The organism is Mesorhizobium sp. M0571, from assembly GCF_040320985.1.
Taxonomy (GTDB): Bacteria; Pseudomonadota; Alphaproteobacteria; order Rhizobiales; family Rhizobiaceae; genus Mesorhizobium.
Window position 1 is genome coordinate 111860 of record NZ_JAMYQT010000011.1, and the last position, 22716, is coordinate 134575.

The window sequence follows — 22716 nt, forward strand, 5'->3', positions numbered from 1 at the left end:
CATGTGTGCAACAGGCGTTGCCAACTTGGCACGAACGCCAGTGCTCGCCGCGTCATGCGCGCCGCGCGCACCCAACGAGCCCGGCATGATTGGGTCGGCCGGCGGTTTGCGAAACAGACGAAGTGACTAACCAAGCGTCCTTGGGTGAAGATCGGGGCATCATCAGAATGATCGATGAAAAGATTGGGGCGGGGGGCGATAAGTGACCCTAATCATAGCGTGGGCGGCTCATGTCTTCGGCATATTTGGGATCAGAAGTCGCGGATCAGGATCTAGCAGTGGATTGTCAGACAACGACCTCCAATGAATGGTCAAGTGTCCCACAATACGCACTGGATCAGGATGGTCCCGTACTGCGCCCATTTCAAAGCTTGGGCGCCGATTTTACCAACATTGCCGTCTTCGATCACCTGAGAAATATCGTCCGCCAGTACCCCGACAAGCTTGCAATCAGCGACGGCGCCAATCGTCTGACTTATTCTCAGCTTCTCCGGTCTGTTGAGACGCTGTCCTGCCAGATCGCTGCCGCCATCCCAGACGGACAGCCGATAGGAATTCTTCAGGCCAACTCGGCCTGGTATCCCGTGGCGATGCTGGCAAGCATGACGGCTGGGCGGCCTTCGGTGCCACTCAACGCGCGAGATCCTAGCTCGCGGATCCTTGAAATCGTGGCGGGGGCGCGGCTCTCAGCCATCCTGGGCGAGGGCAATGTCCGACCCGCCGGTTTGCCTCACCAGGTCAGTTGGATCGATGTGTCGACCAGTGCGGCCTCGCAATCTGGACAAGTGCCTCAGTCTTGTTCCGTCTCGGTCGATGCGTCCGCCATCGTGCTTTATACCTCAGGGAGCACGGGCCGCCCCAAAGGCATCGTTAACAGCCAGCGCAGCCTGCTGTGCCGGGTCCAGCAATATGTCGATGCATGCCACATCAACTCGGATGATATTTTCCTGCCATTGACCGGACCCGCCACAATCGCCGGGTGTCGGGAGATTCTCGCAGCCCTTCTCACCGGCGCTACCTTGCATCTGGTCGAAGTCGAAGCGGTCGGCTTGCGCGCCGTTCAACGCCTGGTGCGATCCGAAGGCGTGACAATTACCTATCTGGTGCCGGCGCTGCTTCGCGCGCTCATGGCAGACGGACCTGCTGAAGCGTTCCATTCACTTAGAGTCGCCCGGATCGGTGGCGAGAAGGTGCCCTGGACCGACATCGCCCTGCTGCGCAAGGCCGTCTCCGATACGTGCCTCATCCAGATCGGTTACTCGTCAACCGAGACCACCGGCTCGCAATGGTTCTTGCCGCGAGACTGGCCGGAGCATGGAGATTCGGTTCCAGTTGGTTGGCTGCTCCCGGGAATCACCTTCGCAATCGTCGACGAAGCGGGCCGCTGCGTTCAATCGGGCCGCAGCGGAGAGCTTCTGATTAGGAGCCCGTATGTCTTGCTTGGCCATTGGGAGGACGGGGCCGTTGTGCCGGCGGCGTCAGACCCGGATGATCCAGGCCTTCGGATTTTCGCGACAGGTGACCTTGTCCGACTTGATGATCAAGGCCTGCTGCACGTCGTCGGTCGCAAGGGGCGCCAGATAAAGATCAACGGCCGACGCGTCGAGCCAGCCGAACTCGAACGGGTGCTGCGTTGCGCGCCCGCTGTTGCGGATGCCGTGGCAATCGTGACTGCAGCCAATGAGCTAGTCGCCTTTGCCGTTCCTCGGCGCTCGGCCGAAGCGACCTTATCGGACGAGCTTCGCCAGCTTGTCAGGACCAATCTGCCGCCGCCGCTGCGTCCCTTGCGGTTGCACACGATCGCCGAGATTCCGCGTCTGCCGAGCGGCAAAGTCGACATCACGACCCTTGCAGAGATGGATCTTTCAGCCAGAGAGACAGCAGCGACGGCGCGTCCGCTCGAGCCGCGAGGCAAGCTGACGGCGCAGCAGATCGTCCAGCGGGCATGGACCAGCATCCTCAATACGCGCGTGGCGGCAGGACGCTGGGATGACGCTGGAGGAGATTCGCTGAAGCTGCTGCACTGCGTCATGGAGATCGAAAGCGCCATTGGGCAGGAGCTCGGTCTTGAGGCCTTCACCGTCGGGATGAGCGTGGACGAAATGGTCAAGGCGGTCGTGTCTGCACAGGCAGGCGACCAAAGCGCGCGCGCCCAGAAGCACGACCCTCCAATTCTTTTTCTGTTCCCGGGGTCCGTCGGCTATGGCCCAAGCCTTGCTGCCTTTGCAGCAGCGATGGGCAAGATCACCCGCGTTGCCCCGATCAGGTATCCGGCCCTGGCTATGATACTGCGCGGGCAAAACAGCCTCGCCGACATGGCCGATGCCGCCGTCGAGCAGATCCGCCGCGCTCAACCCTCGGGTCATATACGACTTCTCGGCCATTCGCTCGGCGGCGCTGTCGCTTTCGAAGTTGCGGCGCGGCTGCTGGCCGCGGGGCGAACCGTAAAGTTCCTCGGCATTCTCGACACCAGTCTCGTCGGCGAGCGAAGCGCCCGCTGGGAGACGTTTACGCGCACCTTCAATCGAATCCGAACCAACCGCGTATCCGCTTACCGGATGGCTTGCCGGGCCCTCGCGAAAGTCGCCGTGGCAATGAGGCGCGAGGCGCAACTGGTCCGGTTTCTCGATCGCTTCGCTCAGGGACAGTTTAACGCTACGAGTTTTAGAACCAAACTGGAACTGCAAGAGGTTTTGCGGGCGCGAGCTTTCTTCCAGTGGGTGGCAGAGCCAAAGCCGGCGCTGCCGATCACAGGCACCCTGTTCCGCTGTGCTCGACCCGGAATGCCTCTGGCCATCGGCTGGGATCGCGTCTTCGCCCATCTGGACGTGATGCCAATCGTCGGCACCCACATCGATATGGTCGTAGAGCCTCACCTCGCCACCAACCGCCCCCTTATCGAGAAAGCGGTGGCGCAAACCTATTCGCCAACCGAGTCTCGCAAACTGGAGTACAAGCCATCGACGTGATCTCAACATTCGGCAAGGATGCGCTGGTGCTCGACGCTGGCGCGGAGGTCGATGGCATCGTCCAGATCCTGCGCCAGCAGGTGTTTGGTACGCTGCGACGTCGAGGGGTGGTTGTCGGCCTCTCAGGCGGCATCGACAGCTCCGTCGTCGCGGCGTTGTGTGTTCGCGCCTTCGGGAAAGACAAGGTCCTCGGAATATTCATGCCGGAGCGCCATTCCTCCGGCGACTCGCTAAGGCTTGGCCGCACTGTCGCCGCACAGCTTGGCATCGATACGATCCTGGAGGACATAACACCGGCCCTCGAAGCGATCGGCGCCTATAGTCGGCAGACCGAGGCAATCCAGACTGTCGTTCCCGAATATGGGGACGGCTGGAAATGCAAGCTGGTGCTCGCGTCGGTTCTCGAGAGCAACGGTCTCAACATCACGCGCCTCACGGTTCAGGACCCTGAGGGCAGGACCGACACGGTGCGTCTGCCGTCGGCAGCCTATCTGCAGATCGTCGCTGCAACCAATTACAAGCAGCGCCTGCGCAAGATGACCGAGTACTACCATGCCGACCGCCTCAACTACGCGGTAGCGGGCACGCCGAACCGCCTGGAGTACGATCAAGGCTTCTTCGTCAAGCAGGGCGACGGAATTGCCGACCTGATGCCAATCGTTCACCTTTACAAGACCCAGGTCTATCAGTTGGCCGAATATCTTGGGGTGGAGGAAGAGGTCCGGCGCAGACCGCCCACCACCGACACCTTCTCGATGGCGCAGAGTCAGGAGGAGTTCTACTTCGCGCTGCCTTATTATCTGATGGATCTGTGCCTCTACGGCTTGAACCACGGGATCGCCAGCGAAGACGTCGCTGAGGCCACCGCCCTCACCGCGGCGCAGGTCCAGAAAGTCTTCAAGGATATCGACAGCAAACGGCGCGCCGCACGCTATCTTCACGCGCGGCCGTTGATGTCCTCTTCGATGGGCGAGGGCTAAGCGATGTGCGGCATCGCCGGAATTGTGTCACTGAGCGCCGCCGCGCCGCCCCCTTCCCGCGATGCGCTGATGCGTATGGCGGGCGCCCTGGCGCATCGCGGCCCGGACGAGCGCGGCCTCTACCGGGACAAACGTGCGGGATTGGCGCATGCCCGCCTGTCCGTCATCGATCTCGCGAGCGGCCAGCAGCCCCTCGCTGGCGCGGGCGACACAATGTGGATCGTCTTCAACGGCGAAATCTTCAATTACGTCGAGCTGCGACAAGATCTGGTCGCGCTCGGTTATCGCTTCCGCACACGCAGCGACACCGAGGTCATCGTCCATGCCTATCATGCCTGGGGCGAGGCCGCCTTCGAGCGGATGAATGGGCAATGGGCAGTCGCCATCTGGGACTCAGTGGCGGGTCGTCTCGTCTTGTCGCGGGATCGGTTCGGCATCTGCCCGCTGCATCTTTGCGAGCATGGCGGACGGCTTTACTTCGCCAGCGAAGTGAAGGCCATTTTCGCGGCCGATGCGGATATACCCCGCGCCTTCGATCCAGCCGGCATCGACCAGACTTTTACACTCTGGACTGTCGTGCCGCCGCAAGCCGTATTTCGAGGAGTAAGCGAACTCACGCCGGGGCATGTCCGCATTTATGACAGCGGCGTCGTTCGCGAGCGGGCTTTTTGGAAGCCTAGCTATCCAGAGGTTGACGGACTCGGCGGTGATGAATTCACCGGCTCGCTTGATGACGCGGTGGAGGAAGTGCGCAGCGCCCTGGAGGCCGCGACGGCGCTAAGGATAGTACGCGCCGACGTGCCGGTCGGCTGCTATTTGTCCGGCGGGCTCGACAGCTCGCTTGTCGCCGCGCTGGGGAGACGCTTCGCGGGCGAGCGCTTCCAGACTTTCTCCCTGCGTTTTGCCGACGCCGAGTATGACGAGACGCATTTCCAGCGCCTGGTTGCCGGCGTGGCCGGCAGTGACCATCATGAGGTGGTCGTTTCGCGCAGCGATATCGCTGGCATCTTTCCTGAGGTGATATATCACACCGAGCGGCCTATCCTTAGGACCGCGCCGGCGCCGCTGTTCCTGCTCTCGAGACTGGTGCGCCAGCATGGCATCAAGGTCGTGCTGACTGGCGAAGGGGCCGACGAAATGTTCGCGGGCTACGATTTGTTCCGCGAGGGCAAGGTTCGCCGCTTCTGGGGACACCAGCCCGCCTCGACGCGACGCCCGCGGCTGCTGGAGCGCCTCTATCCTTACCTCAGCCGCTCGCCGGTGCAACAGCAGGCGATGGCACGCCAGTTCTTCGGGCGCGACATCCACGCCCACGACGCGCCTGGTTTTGCGCATGACACGCGCTGGCGTACCACAAGCGCCATCAAGCGACTGTTTTCGGCAGACATGCGCGCCCAAACGGAGCGCCGCAACGCCGTGTCCGAGCTGCTTGCCCGCCTACCGGCGGAGTTTTCGCGATGGGGCTCTCTTGCGCAGGACCAGTATATCGAGATCCAGACGCTTATGTCGGGATACCTGCTTTCCTCGCAGGGGGACAGGATGCTCATGGCCCATTCCGTCGAGGGGCGATTCCCATTCCTCGATCATGAACTCGTGACGCTCGCGAATTCGCTTCCGGCCGCCTACAAGCTGCGCGTGCTCGACGAAAAGCACGTGCTGAAGCGTGTCGCGCAATCGATCGTGCCGTCGGAAATCGTCGCTCGCAAGAAGCAGCCGTACCGGGCCCCCAACGCGCTTTGCTTCGTCGCAGATGGCGCTCCGGCCTATATTCGCGAAGCACTTTCGGAGGCGGCGCTGCGCGAGGCAAACGTCTTCGATCCGAAGTCGGTTACCCGGCTGCTGAGCAAGTGCCAGGCCAGCGCCGGCGGCGGCGACCTGTCCAACTCCGACAATATGGCGCTGGTCGGGGTGCTGTCGACGCAGCTTCTTCATCAGCAATTTATCGCGAGCCGTCCCAGTGGGGCTCGCACGCTCAAGCTCAGCGTCGATATCGACCGCGAGCATCGCGAAGAGGTGCTCGCATGATACACGGCGCCGTACCGCTCCTGCACGACTATCTCACCCACTCTGCCAGCCGGCTCGGCGGGAAGGTTGCCCTGGTGTGCGGCAACCAACGTGTCACCTATGGCGATCTCGATATGCGCTCGAACGCCATAGCGCACCATTTGAGCGAGGCTGGAATTGCGCGTGGCGATCGGGTGGTGATCTTCGCCGACAACACTGTCGAGGCCGTCGTCGCTTTCTGGGCCGTGCTCAAGGCCAACGCCGTGGTGTGCATCGTCAACCCGCTCACCAAAAGCGACAAGCTTGATTATCTGCTCAACGATTGTCGCCCGACGGCACTGATCACCGACAAACACCTGCACTCGATTTTCAGGGAGCCGGCGCGGAATTGTCCATCCTTGCGCTGTGTGATCGTCTCCGGGCCGATCGAACGCGACGATCTGCAAGAACTGCCGCATGCTGTGGGCTGGGACACTACGGTAGCGGCAGCCCGCAGCACGCCGCCCGCACGTCGCTGCATCGATATCGATCTCGCTGCAATCATTTATACGTCCGGCTCGACTGGCGAGCCCAAGGGCGTGATGCTGACGCACCGCAACATGATTGCCGCGTGCGCCTCGATTTCCTCGTACCTGGCGCTTGCCGAAGACGAGGTGATCCTCAACGTCCTGCCCCTCGCCTTCGACTACGGTCTTTACCAGATGATCATGGCGTTCCGAGCGGGGTCTCGGCTGGTGCTTGAACGCTCGTTCGCCTTCCCGGCGCAGATCCTTGGGCTGATTAAGCAAGAAAGGGTGACGGGTTTTCCCGGCGTACCGACCATCTTCGCCGCACTCGGGGAGCTCAAGTCGCTCAGGGATCAGGATTTTTCGAGTATTCGCTACGTCACGAACACTGCGGCCGCCCTGCCGCTCAAGCACATTCTCCTGCTTCAGGAGCTATTTTCTGGTGCCCGTATCTATTCGATGTACGGCCTTACCGAATGCAAGCGCTGTACCTACCTGCCGCCGGAGGATCTGGAGCGAAAGCCGTTGAGCGTCGGGATCGCCATCCCCAATACGGAAATGTGGATTGTCGACGAGCATGACAGGCGGGTCGGCCCCGGTGTCGTTGGCCAACTCGTCATCCGCGGAGCGACGGTGATGAAGGGCTATTGGGGCAAGCCGGAGGCGACGGCCAGGAAGCTCAAGCCCGGACCGCTGCCCGGTGAGCAGGTCCTGCACACCGGCGACTACTGCCGGATGGACGCCGAGGGCTACCTCTACTTTGTCGGTCGCGGCGACGAGATCATAAAATCGCGAGGGGAGAAGATAGCGCCGAAGGAGGTAGAAAATGTATTGATGGACATTGCGGGCGTACGGCAAGCCGCGGTCATCGGCGTTCCGGACGAGTTGCTCGGGCAAGCAGTGAAGGCTTTTGTCGTGATGGAGCAAGGAAGCATCATCGGCGAAAAGCAGTTGCAGAAAGAATGCCAGAGACGGCTGGAAAACTTCATGGTTCCGAAATCCATCGTTATTGTACCCAGTCTGCCGATGACCGACACGGGCAAACTCAAAAAAACGTCCCTGTCATGAGTCGGTATCAGGGCGAAGTTGATCAGCATTCATCTTTTGTACCGGAGGCGAAATCAATGTTATCTACCAAGGATAGAACCGATACCTGCAGCGATCAAATTCGCGCTTTCCTGGCGTCGAATTTCTATATAGCCGATCCGGAGAGCCTGGAGAGCGACACCTCGCTTCTCGACCAAGGCATCGTGGACTCGACGGGGGTGCTCGAGGTTATTGGCTTCATCGAGGAGACCTTCGGCATCACAGTCGAAGACAGCGAGCTCCTGCCCGAGAACCTCGATTCCATCGAGGGAATTGCGCAATATGTCAGGCGCAAGAAAAACTGATTGCCGGTATCTCGCGCATCTCTGTTTCAAATTCCGGGTGGTTTCAAGCCCCGACCACGCGTCTGAACCTGCCACGACTGCGGTTCTTACGCCTGCGCCTTCGTATGTCCCACAACCACCCTGCCCTCGCCGGCTTGGTTGGTGACTGCCCGGATACTCTCATAAGCCTTGGAACGCTCGAGCAAACTCATGACCTGCCGGTCCTGGCCAAGGCCAACCTCAAAAAGCAGGATGCCTCCGCGCCGCAAATAACGCGGCGCGTCCTTGAGCACCCGCATATGGATGCTCAGGCCGTAGGGGCCGGCTGCAAACGCTTCACGCGGCTCAAGCTCGACCAAATGCGAACGGTCGCCCTCGAGCCGTTTTTCCGAAATGTAGGGCGGGTTGCAAACGATCACGTCGATCGTGCCGTCAAGCTCCAAGCCGGAGAAGGCGCTGAACAAGTCGCCCTGAAGGACCGTTACCCGGTCCTCCATATCAAGATGGGTGACGTTGCGGCGCGCGACCTCGACGCATCCATCGGTAAGATCGCTTGCCCAGACGCGCGCGGTGGGAGCGTGGTACGCGATGGCGCACGCCAGATTGCCCGCCCCACAGCACATGTCGACAACGCGAGGCACCGGCAAGTTCAGTTGGCTCAGAACATCGAGAGCGGCCTTGCCGAGCAGTTCCGTTTCCGGTCGAGGAACAAGCGCGCCGGGCGAGACGAGCAACTGCAATCCCATGAAGGTGCTGCGGCCCCTGCCGTAGGCATCCGCAACATTGATCTCTTCGCTCATGACACTCGCCTCCCCGATTTTAGCCGGTGTTGGTGGCCGACAATTGCGTACCGATGAAGTGTATCTCAAAACCGTTGAACTCTCGATCGACAAAATCAAAACCCATTGGCCCCCCAGAGGCTTTGAAGCCGTGATGCTACAAAGATGATCATAAGCTTCTGCTCTGTGTCATGATTAGGAATATCTCCTTACCCGACCCGGTTATCCCCAGCCTGGCAAGCCAGTTGCCGAATTCTCAGCCTGACGTCACGATTTTGCTACATTTTAATCAAAGAAGGCACGTATGTAAGCAATTCGTAATGTTCCAGCAGCGAAGGGCGGAGCTGCTGCTTCCCGGAAGGTTAAAGTTTGTCCCTCATCGACAGAACCGACGAGATTGCGCGGCAATTTCGCGTCAAAGAGCGCACATCATGAAGTCAATTAAAGGGCGCTCGCTCGATCTACGCTCCGCGATGTTCGGCTGTTTGCACGGCCTCGTTGGCGTAGGCGTTTTCTCCGCATTGATAAATATCCTCGCCTTGACCGGCTCCGTCTACATGCTCCAGGTCTACGATCGCGTGCTGCCTTCGCAGAGCGTGCCGACTCTTGTCGGATTTACAATCGGGATGCTGGGACTTTACGCGGCCTATGGGCTCCTCGATTTCGTGAGGCTTCGCCTGTTGGTCCGCATCGGCAGCCGCCTGCATAGAAATCTGCAGCAAAAGGCGTTCGCAGCCTCGCTTTCCCTGCCCCTCGTTGCCGGGCCGGATGCGAACCGGGTACACCCACTTCGTGATCTGGACCAGCTACGTGGCTTTCTTTCCGGACTGGGGCCGACAGTCTTATTCGACGCTCCCTGGATACCATTTTATATGGTGGTCATCTATCTGCTGCACCCCGCGCTTGGCGTGCTGGCAACGCTCGGCGCTTGCGCCGTTGTGCTTTTGACGGTGGTTGCGGAGATCATCGGCCGCAAACCTGCGGCTCGTGCATCTGAAACACTCGTTGCACAGCGGCTTCTGGCCGATTCCGGCCGCCGTAACGCAGAGGTTGTTCAGGCGATGGGCCTGTCCGCCCCGCTTAGCCGGCGCTGGAACGAGGTCAGTCATCTTTATCTGAAGAACCAGGAACGGCTCTCCGATGTCGTCGGCGCGGCGAGCTCACTGTCGAAGACGCTCCGAATGGCTTTGCAATCATGTGTACTGGGGCTTGGTGCCTACCTTGTGATCGGGGGCGAGGCCTCGCCGGGCGTGATCATCGCGTCGTCCATATTGCTGGGCCGCTCACTGGCGCCGGTCGATGTGGCGATCGCAAACTGGAGAGGGTTTCTGGCAACCCGCAAAAGCTATTCCGAGCTGGCGGCAGCGCTGGATGCTTTTGACAGCCAGCAAGAGCCAATGGAACTGCCAGGCCCAAAGGCAGAGCTTGCGGTCGAGGAATTAACCGTCGCGCCACCAAGCCTGCAGAAGCCAACAATCTTCAATGTAAGCTTCCGCTTGTCCAGAGGCGCAGGGTTGGCGGTCGTCGGCCCGAGCGGCTCCGGCAAGACCACGCTCGTGCGCGCTTTGGTCGGGGCATGGAAGCCGCTTCGTGGAACGGTAAGATTGGACGGCGCCGCGCTCGATCAGTGGAATTCAGAGCTGCTCGGCATTCATATTGGCTACCTGCCGCAGGATGTTGAGCTGTTCGACGGGACGATCGCGGACAACATTTCAAGGTTCGGCGGCAAAAGCGACGCAAAAGGCGTGCTGGCAGCTGCCAAAGCTGCGGGCGTGGACAAGATGATCATGCGTCTTCCGCAGGGTTTTCAAACACGCATCGGAGAAGGCGGCGCAGCCCTGTCGGCTGGGCAGAGGCAGCTCGTCGGGCTCGCCAGGGCACTTTATGGCGATCCATTCCTCGTCGTTCTTGACGAACCAAATTCCAATCTGGATGCAGACGGCGATGTTGCTTTGGCCGGCGCAATCCTGGCAGTGCGTCAGCGCGGCGGTATCGTGATCGTCGTTGCGCATCGTCCCTCCGCTCTCGTCAATATCGATCAGGTACTCGTCCTGTCGAACGGGATGCTCCATTCGTTCGGCTCGCGCGAAGACGTTCTGACAAATGTGATCCGGCCCTTCCCGCGTCCGGACAAGCCAAACACTGTCGTTCCGCTGCAGCACGGTGCAAGCGGGCATGCGTGAGGTATTGCTTAGTGTCTAACGTGACCATGTCGTCATATGCTGCGGTCGGGGGTGAAGGCCAACCGATCGGGGCGAAACCAGAGCCGGGTGGCATCCGGGCCAATCTACCCTGGGCCAATCTGCTCTGGAGCCTGGCAGCACATTGTCGTTCCGCCGCACAAACGTGCAGCCGGGCATATGTGAGGTATTGCTCTACCGTTACCGTGTCGTCATACGACGCGGCCGGTGGCAAAAGCCGATCGTTGGAGACGAAGCCAGAGCCGGATGGCATCCGGGCCAATCTGCTCTTGGGCCTGGCAACCAGCTTGCTTTTGATCTTTGGCGGAGGGCTCTGGCTGGGATTGACAACGATTGCCGGCGCGGTGATTGCACCTGCAACTGTGGTGGTCGAAAGCAACATAAAAAAAGTCCAGCATCAAACCGGCGGCACCATCGGCGGAATCTTCGCGCAGGACGGGGATCATGTGAAGGCCGGCGACGTGTTGGTCAGGCTGGACAACACATTGACCCGAGCAAACCTGCAGATAATCACCGAGGACCTCAATCGCGCCACCATTCGTCTGGCCCGACTGGAGGCCGAGCGCCAGGGTCTGCCGGAAATGCAGATCCCGCCCAGCCTTCGGGTTCAAATGGGTGACCCGCAAGTGGCGGCACTTGTCAGTGGCGAGCGTGCCTTGTTCGAAAGCCGTGCTGCGGCGCTGGCTGGCCAGAAGGCACAATTGCAAAGCCGTGCGAAGCAGCTGGAACGTCAGATCGATGGCCTCAAGGCACAGCAGTCTGCGACGGATGAGTCTCTGGATTTGCTGACCAAGAACCTTGCTGATGTCGAATCTCTCTACTCAAAGAAGTTGGTGTCCAAGGAGAGGTTGAGCAATGTCAGCCTGGAGAAGACCCGGACGCGCGGCGAATCGGGACGCCTTGTCGCTGCGATAGCGGAGGTACAAGCTCACATCAGTGAAACGGACCTGCAGGTGCTTCAGCTCGACGACCAAATGCGGAGCGACGTAACCAACGAACTTCGCGAAACGGAAGCCAAACAGACCGAACTCAGTGAGCGCAAGGTGGTGGCGGAAGACGAACTCGGAAGGACAGACATTCGCGCCCCGCAATCGGGCACAGTACAGGAATCTTCGGTCCACACCATCGGTGGCGTGATTGGCGCTGGGGAGGTGCTCATGATGATTGTGCCCGATTCCGACAACCTTGTCGTCGACGCTTCGATTCCTCCGTCGCGTATCGATGACGTCCATCCCGGACAGCAGGTGTCAATCCGCTTTCCGGCGTTCGACGCCGGCACCACACCTGCTTGCGAAGGCTCGATCAACCGCGTCTCTGCAGATCTGATCAAGGATCAGCAACGTCAGCTTTCTTATTTTTCGGCGCGCATCGACGTCGAGAATGAAGCGACCTGCCTGACAGGAGAGAAAATACTCAAACCGGGCATGCCCGCCGAAGTCCACATAAGAACCGACGAGCGCAGTGTCTGGTCCTACTTGATGAAACCCCTTACCGATCAATTTTCCAGAGCTTTCAGGCAGTAACCGGTTGGCAACCCAACCGACAGCGCAGCCGATCTATCGGGTCGCCGCGTTTTCGAGAGCGCTACTGAACCTTACCTCGATCGTGTCTCCCGGCATGACCTCGGTGTCTTCTTGGGCCGGCTGTTTCCGCCATGCTTCGCCGACCTTGCGAACGATCGTGACCTGAGCCTGGATCGTTTCGCCGGCAACCGGCAACGGCAGAGCGGCAGCTCCCGTGGGCTGCAACTTCTGGCTGGCTGCACGAAGTCTTGCGCTGATGTCGGCAAGACGCACGTTGGTATCCTTCAACTCAGTCAGCAGACCCATCCTTCTTTGGTTGACATTGCGTTCGTGCTGTCTGGCAAAATCGTCCTGCTGACGTCGTGCTCTCATAAGTTCAACCGACGTTTCGAGTGCCCGGCTGGAAGAAAGAACCAAAGCGCGCCGGACATCGGCGAGCCGGGTATTGGTGAGATTTCCGGACTCAAACGCTTTCCTTACGCGCGCCAGCTCGTCTTCGTCCGCCTTCACTCCATCCGCTTCGGCCTGCTCGCGCTTGAGCAGGGTCTCGGTTTGTGCAGCAGCATCCTTGCCACTTTTTTCGAGAAAGCCCTGCTCTTGCCGGAAGTTGTCCAACGAGAGCTTCAGCCCTTCTGCTTCGGCTTGGGCGATCGCCGGCGCAAAACCTGCCGGTAAGGGCGATCCTTGTGGTGGCTGCATATCGAAAGTCGACTTGTCCTGAAGTTCGGCGCGGATGCGGGCGCTGTGAAAATAGTCTCTCGTGTATTCCCCCCAAAGCGACTCATAATCGCGCCGCAGATCCACCGGATCGGGACCAACCTGGTTTGCCCGCGACCGCAAAAGGCTGAAACCACCTGACACGGCAATCGCCTGCCGCACGGTCATCAGCGGGCGGTAGGCCTGCTGTCCGGGAGTGAGCACGTCGCCGGTCACATAGATCGGCCTGTATTCTGCAACCACGGCGGTCACGTCTGTCGGCTTGATGACGATCATTTGCTCACGCCCGTCAGGCAGACGCTGGTGGAATATTTTGGTTGGCAAGATCGTCTGCATGCGTGTTTGCAGTTCAGCCGGAGTTAGGCCGCCCACCGAAACCATCCCGACTTCGGGAAGCGCGATCGTGCCGTCCATCTGGATCACCGCACGTTGCGTTCGCTCCGGGATGGCGGCAATTCCTATCTCGACGGTGTCGCCGGCGGAAAGTCGATAAGCGACCCGCGCTTCCGCTGCGCCGGCCGTATCCATGGCCGCCAGCATACCGAACACGACAAGAAGGATTCGATTAACGAGGACCATTGGCGGCAATCTCCTTCTGGTTCGACCGCGGCTCTTCCGGCCAATCGAGACGGGTGACGAATTCGTAGACCGGCCCGCCAGGCACGCCCCAGTTGCTCGACCAGATTACCTGTGAGCCGTCGGGGGATGGCGAGGCATGGGTCTCGCTCCAGTAATCGGACGGGACGTTGTGAGTTTGCGTGACGCGTCGAACCTCCCCGCTGCCGTCGAGGCGAAGCGCGATCACCTCTCGCGCATATGGCGCCCAGTCGGGATTGGCAGATATCTCTTCCGGCTTGCCGCCATAGCTCACGAACACCCAACCGCGCCTGTCCAGTGCCCGCAGGGATGCATGCTCGGCTTCGCCGAACTTCATAAGTGAGGTGACCTTTCCGTCGGCCAGCCTCCTTTTGATGACATGATATTTGTCAGGGTCGGATTTGCTGATGCCCACGAAAACTTCGCTGCCATCTTCATCGACCGTCATATCGCCATGGCCGGGGCGATGATGGTCCGTCCACCTCTGCCGCAACGTCCCGTCGACGGCGAAAATAGCTCGCTGTTCTGTGTCCTCTTTCACATTCTGAAAGCACAGGATGTTCGCTCCGAGCGGGGAGATCGAGCAGGCGCTGACGGTTCCGGCAAGCTGGGCAAGATCGATGTCCGGAAATTTCCGGCGCTGCTTGAGATCATAGGCAAATACAACTGTCGCGCCATCCCCACGGATTGCGCGCACTGCTATGCGATCGCCGTCACGGCTGGGATTGCCTTTGGACGGCCCGAACTGAAGACCATGATAATTCGATGAAACGAACAGGACGTCTTCGCGATTGGTCCGCGGCGCCCAGGTCGAAATTTTCCGGTCCTGAACGCAGATCATCAGATCGGCATTTTGCGGATGCCATTCGCATTCAGCCGATCGAGCACGACGGAAAAGCGGGACATAGGTCTGCCCGTCGAAAAAGCACATGCCATTGCAGCCGTTGGTGATGACGAGGAGACTCTGGTCCGAATTCCAGGCCTGGGCGCTGGAATAACGGTGGCTGCAAAATTTTTTCTCGCATACGACGCCATTCCCAAGAGCCCCAGGCTTGGTAATGCGCATGAAAATTGTCCCGAAGGCTGGATCGGTCGCGGGTTGGAGATAATCGGGCAAGTCCATCATCACTGGCGCAACAAATTGTCTCGACGCGCTGCTTTGCCGACTGCCTGCCACGGTCAAATCCAACGACAAGGCAGCCGCAATCAACAGCGGAGCCAATCCACGCGAGCGAAAGGTCATGTCATGTAGCCCATTTCGTGTCGCACCCGGCCTTCGCTGAGGCGCCCCTGCCACCATCCGATGGTCCGCTCCAACCCTTCGCGCAGGCTGGTCTGGGCGCGCCATCCAGTCTTGCTTTCGAGGAGCGAAGAATCGGCCAGCAAGGCACGCACCTCGGAATTCTGCGGCCGCAGACGGCGCTCGTCGCGGTGGATTGGTTTTTGGCAGCCACTCAACTCGATCACCAAATCCAATATGTCCGAGATCGTCACAGCGCGCTGGCTTCCGGCATTGTAGGCATTGCCAAATTCGAGCTCAGCCGAACCTGCGGTCAAAAACGCCGCCGCAGTGTCTTCCACGAAAGTAAGATCGCGGATCGGGCTTGTGTCTCCCACCATGATCGCCGGGCATTTTTTGTCGAGAGCCTGGCGTATGATGGTCGGTACGATGGCCCGCTCGCTCTGGCGTGGGCCATACGTATTGAAGGGGCGCATGATAACCACGGGGATGTCGAACGATCTGGCGTAGGACTCCGCCATCATGTCCGCACCGATCTTGGATGCCGAATAGGGTGACTGTCCCTGCAATGGGTGGGATTCGCTGATAGGCATTGTCAGCGCGGTGCCATAAACCTCGCTGGTCGAAGTGTGCACCACACGCTCCGTCTCCCATTGGCGCGCCGCTTCGAGGACATTGACCGTGCCCAGGATGTTGGTCTCTACATAGGACTGGGCCGCGGCATACGAATACGGGATGGCGATCAGTGCGGCGAGATGAAACACCACCGCCTGGCCGCGCACGATCCGGTTAAGGAACGCGCTGTCGCGAACGTCGCCGCGGACGAGGTTCAGCTGGCTTCGAATGGTGTCCGGTAAATCGTCCAGCCAGCCGTGGCTGTCGAAGGAATTGTAGAGAGCCAGCGCAGTGACGTCCGCGCCGCCACGGACGAGCGCTTCGGTGAGATGCGACCCGATGAATCCATCGGCACCCGTAACCAGAACTTTCCTGCCCTTGTATCCCATGACCCAAGCGTTCCCCTATGACGTGAGGCACTGACTTTGCAAATCCACGAGAGCGCGGGTACCCCACCTGCTCTCAAATTCCGATCCGCGGCGGCGAAACGACGCCAAGCACCGCCAGCAAGCCGCGCACCATCCAGATGACATCAGAGACGATCGTGCGCTGCGGATAATAGGAAAGGTCGAGCTTGGCTTTGGCAGGAAACAGAACCTCGCGGTAGAACAGCAGCGGGTCCACGGATCGGGGATAAAAATGAGCTTCATGCCGGAAGAGAACCTGGGCTGGACCAAACAAGCCTGGCTTGTATTGTAAAATACCCTCGAAGCCCCCGCGAAAACAATCGGCGAAAGCAAGGCTCTCCGGGCGTGGCCCGATGATTGCCATCTCGCCTCTGAAGACGTTCCAAAGCTGTGGCAGTTCGTCGAACTTGGTGGCGGCGAGGAACCGCCCTACCGGCGTCATGCGGCTGTCATCGGCCATGGTCAGCGCCAAGCCACCGGGATCGCATTGCACGCTGAATTTGCGGAACTTGTACATGCGGAATGGGCGAGCACCGGCCCCGACGCGGGTCTGCGCAAAGAAGATGGGCCGACCGCCTTCCAGCAGCAGCGCCACGGCAATCAGCAGCATCAGCGGAGCGAAGACGATCGCCGCGGCTGCAGCAATGACGAGATCAATTGCTCGTCTCGCAGACCCATGGGCGGCGCTTGAGACGTTAGGCCGGTGAATGGCTAGGTCCAGGGCATTCATGCGGCTGTTCCTGTCTGAGCACAGTTATTGACCGCCGCGGCAAGAGCGACCACTACCGTTTCGACCAAAGGTGCGGTGATCTGCGGATGCAGCGGTACCGTGAGTTCGCGCTGGGCGAAATCTTCCGTGCGCGGTAAACGAGTACCGGGAATAAGCTCACGATAGAGCGTCATCTGGTGCACCGGCGGGTAATGGATAGTGGTCTGGATCCCTTGCGCGCGCAGTGCGTCGATGACGTCTTGCCTGTCGGCGTAACGTGGCAAAAGGATAGGCATGATGTGGTAGGCCGACGTCCGCGGCTCGTGGAACGGGATGGTCACGGCCGGGCAATGCTTCGCGATGAGACGGCGATACAGCATGACCAGGATACGCCTGATCTCATTCCACTCCTGCAAATTTTGCAGCTGGACCAGTCCAATTGCAGCCCGCAATTCATCCATGCGATAATTGAATCCGAGCATGGTGACATCATACTGCGGGGTGCGGCTGTTCAGCCTTTGACGTGTCCCAGTGGTCATCCCATGTCCACGCGCCTGGCGGATTGTCTCGAGCAGACGGGCATCCCGGGCAATCACCGCCCCGCCTTCCGCCGTGGTCATATTCTTGTTGCCGTAGAAGCTGAAAGCTGCCGCAGCACCGAATGTTCCCACCTCTTTCAAGCCCGGCGCATGTGCAGCATCTTCGACGATATGCAGCCCCCGAGCACGGGCGAATTTCTGCCATTGTTCCCGATCGGCGAGGTAGCCGGCGAAATGGACAAGAATGATTGCCTTGGTACGGGCCGTGCATTTCGCTTCTGCTTCCACGATCGACATCAGCGGCACGTCGGCTGACTCGATGTCGACGAAGACCGGTGTCGCACCGACATAGAGGACCGCATTTGCGGTCGCCACGAAAGTCAAAGATGGGACCAGCACCTCGTCGCCCGGTCCGATACCAAGCGCGTGCAAAATGAGATGAAGCGCTGCGGTACAAGAACTGACCGCGACGCAATCCTCCGCACCATGCACGTCGGCAAAAGCTTGTTCGAAGGCTCGTACCTGCTCCCCCATGGTCAGCCAGCCGCTATCGATGACCTTGGTCAAAGCAGTCTTCTCCGGCACACCCAAGATTGGGGCACTGACCAAGAGCATCACAACCTCCTAGACTGATAATTGCGGGACCGGGCTCGTGATTTCATCATGCAGCCGTCGCAGTGACCTCGATCGAGGCCGACTGGTCTTCCCAGGAAATGGTCTGTGCGTTCTGAAAGTCGTCGACGCGCCCGATATCGAGCCAGAGACCCTCATGCTTGTACACGTGCACGGTTGTGCCGTTCTGCATCATCTGCAGCATCAGGTCGTCGAACCCAAACGGTATGCCGGATGGGATAAACTGCAGAACATCTGGGTTCATGCAGTAAATTCCCATGCTGACCAGATGCGAAAGCGTCGGTTTCTCGCGAAAGGTCTGCACGGTGTTATCGACTTCGTCGATGACGCCGAAATCCATCTTGATCAGGCGACAGGCTGTTGCGATCGTCACTGGATCGGTGTGCTTACGGTGCGCTGCTACAAATCGACTGAGGCTTAGATCCGTAAGGACATCGCCATTGAGAACGATGAATGGCTCCGTCAGTTCATCCCTGATCAAAGACAGTGGCCCGATGGTGCCAAGCGGCTCCATCTCCTGCGTATATCGAATTTTCAGGTTCCACTGCGAGCCATCTCCACACACGGTGCGGATCAAATGGCCGAGATACCCGGTTGTGATATAGACTTCCTGAATACCGTTGCGTCGCAACCATTTCAGAAGCATCTCCAGAACCGGCCGAGAGCCGATCGGCATGAGCGGCTTCGGCAAGATCGATGTGAAGGGGCGAAGGCGTGTTCCCATTCCACCACATTGAATCACCGCTTTCATCTGGTCCTCCCATGTTCATTCGGCCTGAACGCCATCGTCACGGGCCGGCTATTCCTACCCCGATCAGCACCCGGGAAACGCGTTCTTGCTCCCTCAGAAGAACCGGTGAGACTTCCCGTATAAAGACCGGTGAGATTTCCCGCCGACCCTGATCCGGACATTGCATCTGGATGGTATGTGGCCCTCGGGGTGGATGTCGTCGTGCATTCGAATGGCAACAATTCAGCCGTTCTGGTGTTCAATATCCGTGGCAGTGCTGAACGACCCAGGCGGTCTGTCAGCCTTCCAAGAGATCAGAACGTATGTTCAACAAGGGTCGGCGGGCCTCGTTCACAAGGGCTAAAAAAAGAGGAGCGTTTCCCGTTATTTAGGATTATATTAGAAACCTGACGTTTGCGGTGGTGGGGATGCCGCTGGCGTCGACTGGATGAATCGACGAGTGAATGGCCACGGCTTTCAAGCCCATCACCGTTCAATCCATTCAGATATGCGTTGGGGTAGATCAATGTATCGAATCGTCATCGCCGACGATCACGGCTTGTATCGTCGTGGCTTGCGATTGGCACTGACCGCAGGCATTCCAGGTGTGGAGATATTTGAAGCGTCTTGTTTCGACGCAGTGCTCAGTTTGCTGGCAGAGCAGTCGTTCGTTGATCTTGCGATCCTGGACCTGAATATGCCGGGCCTGTTCAATCAAGAAGTGCTCGGCGGGATCCTGGCCGCCTATCCGGACACGCGATTTGCTATCGTTTCCGGAAACGATTCACGCTCGGAAATACTCACGGCTCTTTCGATCGGGCTTCACGGCTACATCGTAAAATCGCAGACGGACGAAGAGGTCGTTCTGGCTGTCAATGAAATCCTCTCCGGCCGCATCTATGTTCCTGCACTTCTGTCACGCCCGGGTGCAACGCAAACAACTCACGCGCATACACACTCCGAGAAAGGCCCACACCGACATACCACTGGCGCCAACCTTGGCAGGCTGACCTCGAGGCAACAGGAAGTCCTCAAGCTGATGGCGGAAGGCTATTCAAACAAGGAAATTGCGCGCGATCTGGAAATCGCAGAGGCGACCACGAAAATCCACGCTGCTGCGGTTCTGCGTGAATTGGGGGTACGCAATCGGACAGAAGCTGCCGTTATGCTGAAGACTTGGCTTGCGAAACATGCCAGCTAAAGCGCCGCGCATCCTTTTGGACGTGCAAACGGCGCCCCAAGACTCCTCATGCATATTACTGCATATTGCCAAAACTGCGCTGCGGCTTTTGGGCCAACGACATCCTTAGAAAAGAACCTAAGCTCATCTCACAGGCCGTTCAGCGCGACGCGCCTTTAGGTTCCTGCTTTCCGAGTGGAGCAATGCATTAGGATCCGATTTCCTTGCGTGACAGTCGCAGCGAATACCGCAACCCGTGATCCGACATTTCCAGCTTGGGAGAGTGACCGACAAGCGGCGCTCCATCCACTCCGATTATCATGGAACCGAAGCCATGCCGGACCACACTTGAGGTCCGCCGCCGCCCCGATTCCACCCACTCGAACACGACCTCACTGCCTGTGTCTTCAGGTGCGAACGTCCAGCTTACGTCGATCCGGCCTTTTGGATCGCCAAGCGCTCCATATTTCATGGAATTGGTGGCAAGCTCGTGAACGATCATTGCAAAACTCTCGGCGGCGCCTCCCGACATCGCCACGGAAGGACCGCTGACCGATATGGCGCGCGTTCCCATATATGGTTGCAACTCTTGAGCAACGAGGTCGTTTAGCACCCCCGATACGCTGCCGTTGCGTGAAAGAAGCAGATGGGTTGCCTCGAGCGCGCGTATCCGGTCGATCAGCGTTTCCTTGTATTTGGCGACGTTGTTTCCGGGAACATCGACCATTTTCACGAGCGCCGTGATCACCGCGAAAACGTTGCCGAATCTGTGGCGTTGTTCGAGCATAATGCGCTCCCGCTTCTTTGCCGCGGCGCGCAGCAGCATGGTTTGCCGTCTCTCGCTCAGGTCGGCAGCCACTCCAAGCCGCTGTCCACCGTCATCATGTCTTTCCTCCCTTCCGCGCAGGGCAACCCAGCGGATATGTCCGTCCGGTCGGCGGACGCGTATCTCAACATCGTAATTCGTGACCGATGATGCGGACTTTCTCGATGCCGCCAGCTTTGGCCAGTCCGCCGGATGAACGACAGCTGATAGTTCCTCCAAACGGCGGCTATTGGCCTGGGCCAGGCCGAGAATGTCCCAGAACGTGTCCGAGCCTGTGACTGTCCCGTCTTTAAGGTCGATCCGCCACGTAGCCAAGCGTCCAGCAGACAGAGCGAGGTCTAGCCATTCCTTCTGAGCCCGAAGCGCTTCGTGAACAGCTCGTCGTTCCGAAATATCGTCGACCACCACGAAGATGCTCTCCGAGAGAACCCCCTCGGGCACGGACGAAGAAAGGGTTATCCGAGCCCAGAATGCCGTCCCGTCCTTTCTTGACAGACGCACCTCCGAAACGAACGAAGCAGTGTCATTACCCAGCCCCGCCAACAATTGCGCCAAGGTGTCCCGGTCGTTCGGATGGGCGAGCGTATCGAGCTGCAATTGGGCAAGCTCCTCCTCCTTGTACCCAGTCATCTCACAAAGGCGTCTGTTGGACTGCAGCAACTCACCTTTCTCGTTGGTGTTCGCGAATCCCATGGCAGCACGTTCGAAGGCCCAACGATAGCGGCTTTCGGTCGCTTCGACGGCAGCGAGCCTGGCCTCCGCGACTTCCAGCAACTCACGCAAGTCCTGCCGCAGGCGATGGAACGTCATGGCAATCACCCCACCCGAAACCAGAAGCAGGATTGCGCGTGCCCAATCTCCATTTGAAATCTGATCGTGTCCTCGGGCCCATAGGCCAACGGTCACCATCAGAATGGTCGCCGCGAGCGCAGGCACGCGATCTTCGAGATAGGCGATAATAATAATAGCCGGAACAAATTCCAGAAAACTGGCGCCTTGCCCAATATAGCCTGACGATTTTATTTCAAATATCAGTGTGGCAGCTAATACCGATGCAGAGGCAATATGAGTTAGCAATCTGCCCGACGGGTTCGAATTCGACCTGAGCGACTGCGAGTTCATGGACACAGACTACAACCTTCTGACTAGCCCGTCGAGACTAGAACAAAAAACGTACAGCTTAGTACCACTGCCGGATTGCCATACCGCTATCATAGCGCGCATTTTATCGGATGCAGCGGGGGCTAGGAGCTGCCTTAGAACTGTCAGATCCTATTGGGTTTTCAAGGTGGTGATGAACATATTATCCGTCAGCGCGTAGAAGACTAGAATCCAGCTACACATAAAAGACTATCTGAATCCCGAATACTTATTTCGGGCGTGTGAAACTTTGGGTTAGGGGTAGAAAATGAATCTGATCGATAGACATGTTGATGCTTCTTCGGGCAGTCGGTACATTGTCACGAGGAGCCAGTATGATTTTAAGGCGCGGAATACGCGGCCCTCTTCTGGTCACTTTCCCGATCGAGCATCAGATCCACCGGACGCAAGGCTCGGGGAACCAAAAGGCCGCAGTCTGGAATCCATAACCGGCGTGCTTGATCGCATCGGCTGTGGCTATCTCGTGCTGAATCGCGAAAGAAAAGTAGTCGAGTGGAACGCAGCCGCCCAAACCACGCTTGAGCGCCAAGGCGAAGCGGCTGACACGGCGAACGGACTTACGGCCGCCCTAAGGCGGTTGATCGCGAATGTTCCGGGCCAATTCCTGCCGGGCTCGTTGTCCTGGGTGGTGATCCGCAGCAGGGGCGACCGGCCGGTGATACTGAACGAGAACGGAGTTATCGCTCCCGATGGGACGAGCATCGTTGCGTTGCTGGACCGGGACAACAGGTCGGGGCCAAATCCTCGAACTCTGCAAAGAATGTTTGGCTTGACGAGCGCGGAAACGCACCTCGCCTTGCGCTTGGCTCAGGGCGACGCGCCTTTGGAGATCGCTCGCAGTTGGCGTCTCAGCCGCACCACGATCCGCTCCCAGCTTGCCTCGCTGTTCGCCAAGACCGAAACGAAGCGCCAGGCGGAACTGGTGGCCCTTCTTGGGCGCATTTCGGTCCTGCCATAAGGGCCGCGCAGTTGTTGGGTCTAGTTGGCGGCATCCACATGCGACGGGGCTCGGTCGACCGGTGCTGGAGGC

At 59.1% G+C, this 22716-nt stretch carries 17 protein-coding genes; 9 read left to right on the forward strand and 8 right to left on the reverse strand.

The window, feature by feature from the left end; genetic code table 11:
- Nucleotides 1–230: 230 nt before the first annotated feature.
- The 5 genes from NKI85_RS15405 to NKI85_RS15425 are packed head-to-tail and all read left to right on the forward strand — an operon-like array spanning nt 231 to nt 7850.
- Complete coding sequence (locus NKI85_RS15405; RefSeq protein ID WP_352524818.1) at nt 231–2969, forward strand: AMP-binding protein; 2739 nt, start codon at nt 231–233, stop codon at nt 2967–2969.
- Entirely contained in the window at nt 2966–3949 is a 984-nt protein-coding gene (nadE, locus tag NKI85_RS15410; RefSeq protein ID WP_352524816.1) for an NAD(+) synthase, read from the forward strand. The genes NKI85_RS15405 and nadE overlap by 4 nt, the downstream gene beginning before the upstream one ends.
- A 3-nt stretch (nt 3950–3952) precedes the next feature.
- Entirely contained in the window at nt 3953–5974 is a 2022-nt protein-coding gene (gene asnB, locus NKI85_RS15415; RefSeq protein ID WP_352524814.1) for an asparagine synthase (glutamine-hydrolyzing), read from the forward strand.
- Nucleotides 5971–7527 carry a class I adenylate-forming enzyme family protein gene (locus tag NKI85_RS15420; protein ID WP_352524812.1) on the forward strand — a complete coding sequence of 519 codons (1557 nt, stop codon included), beginning with the start codon at nt 5971–5973 and terminating at the stop codon, nt 7525–7527. Before asnB ends, NKI85_RS15420 begins: the two co-directional genes overlap by 4 nt.
- Before the next feature lie 56 nt (nt 7528–7583).
- Entirely contained in the window at nt 7584–7850 is a 267-nt protein-coding gene (locus tag NKI85_RS15425; protein WP_352524810.1) for an acyl carrier protein, read from the forward strand.
- 86 nt (nt 7851–7936) lie between these two features.
- On the opposite strand, the gene NKI85_RS15430 is transcribed toward NKI85_RS15425, so the two are convergent.
- The gene (locus tag NKI85_RS15430) at nt 7937–8629 is read right to left on the reverse strand and encodes a N5-glutamine methyltransferase family protein (RefSeq protein WP_352524808.1); all 693 of its coding nucleotides are present in this window, start codon (nt 8627–8629) and stop codon (nt 7937–7939) included.
- Between the two features lie 410 nt (nt 8630–9039).
- Between NKI85_RS15430 and NKI85_RS15435 the strand changes: the two genes are divergently transcribed.
- Together NKI85_RS15435 and NKI85_RS15440 are read left to right on the forward strand one after the other, a co-directional pair.
- The gene (locus tag NKI85_RS15435; protein WP_352776923.1) at nt 9040–10791 is read left to right on the forward strand and encodes a type I secretion system permease/ATPase; all 1752 of its coding nucleotides are present in this window, start codon (nt 9040–9042) and stop codon (nt 10789–10791) included.
- 242 nt (nt 10792–11033) lie between these two features.
- The gene (locus NKI85_RS15440) at nt 11034–12332 is read left to right on the forward strand and encodes an HlyD family type I secretion periplasmic adaptor subunit (RefSeq protein WP_352524804.1); all 1299 of its coding nucleotides are present in this window, start codon (nt 11034–11036) and stop codon (nt 12330–12332) included.
- A 33-nt stretch (nt 12333–12365) separates the two neighbouring features.
- Here NKI85_RS15440 and NKI85_RS15445 read toward each other — a convergent pair whose 3' ends face one another.
- From NKI85_RS15445 to NKI85_RS15470, 6 genes are all read right to left on the reverse strand, one after another.
- Nucleotides 12366–13628, reverse strand: coding sequence for a polysaccharide biosynthesis/export family protein (locus NKI85_RS15445; RefSeq protein ID WP_352524802.1), 1263 nt, complete (start codon nt 13626–13628; stop codon nt 12366–12368).
- Nucleotides 13615–14889, reverse strand: coding sequence for a WD40 repeat domain-containing protein (locus NKI85_RS15450; RefSeq protein ID WP_352776924.1), 1275 nt, complete (start codon nt 14887–14889; stop codon nt 13615–13617). The genes NKI85_RS15445 and NKI85_RS15450 overlap by 14 nt, the downstream gene beginning before the upstream one ends.
- Complete coding sequence (locus tag NKI85_RS15455) at nt 14886–15890, reverse strand: SDR family NAD(P)-dependent oxidoreductase (RefSeq protein WP_352524798.1); 1005 nt, start codon at nt 15888–15890, stop codon at nt 14886–14888. Before NKI85_RS15455 ends, NKI85_RS15450 begins: the two co-directional genes overlap by 4 nt.
- A 73-nt stretch (nt 15891–15963) precedes the next feature.
- Complete coding sequence (locus NKI85_RS15460; RefSeq protein ID WP_352524796.1) at nt 15964–16638, reverse strand: sugar transferase; 675 nt, start codon at nt 16636–16638, stop codon at nt 15964–15966.
- Entirely contained in the window at nt 16635–17771 is a 1137-nt protein-coding gene (locus NKI85_RS15465; protein WP_352524794.1) for a DegT/DnrJ/EryC1/StrS family aminotransferase, read from the reverse strand. Before NKI85_RS15465 ends, NKI85_RS15460 begins: the two co-directional genes overlap by 4 nt.
- A 46-nt stretch (nt 17772–17817) precedes the next feature.
- The gene (locus tag NKI85_RS15470; RefSeq protein WP_352524792.1) at nt 17818–18540 is read right to left on the reverse strand and encodes a nucleotidyltransferase family protein; all 723 of its coding nucleotides are present in this window, start codon (nt 18538–18540) and stop codon (nt 17818–17820) included.
- A gap of 505 nt (nt 18541–19045) precedes the next feature.
- Here NKI85_RS15470 and NKI85_RS15475 point away from each other — a divergent pair.
- Nucleotides 19046–19720, forward strand: a complete 675-nt coding sequence (locus NKI85_RS15475) for a LuxR C-terminal-related transcriptional regulator (RefSeq protein ID WP_352524790.1) — start codon at nt 19046–19048, stop codon at nt 19718–19720.
- Nucleotides 19721–19907: 187 nt separating this feature from the next.
- On the opposite strand, the gene NKI85_RS15480 is transcribed toward NKI85_RS15475, so the two are convergent.
- Nucleotides 19908–21647, reverse strand: coding sequence for a sensor histidine kinase (locus NKI85_RS15480; RefSeq protein WP_352524788.1), 1740 nt, complete (start codon nt 21645–21647; stop codon nt 19908–19910).
- Between the two features lie 286 nt (nt 21648–21933).
- On the opposite strand from NKI85_RS15480, the gene NKI85_RS15485 reads away from it, so the two are divergent.
- On the forward strand, nt 21934–22644 hold the full coding sequence (locus NKI85_RS15485; protein WP_352524786.1) for a helix-turn-helix transcriptional regulator: 711 nt from the start codon (nt 21934–21936) through the stop codon (nt 22642–22644).
- The last annotated feature ends 72 nt before the right edge of the window (nt 22645–22716 follow it).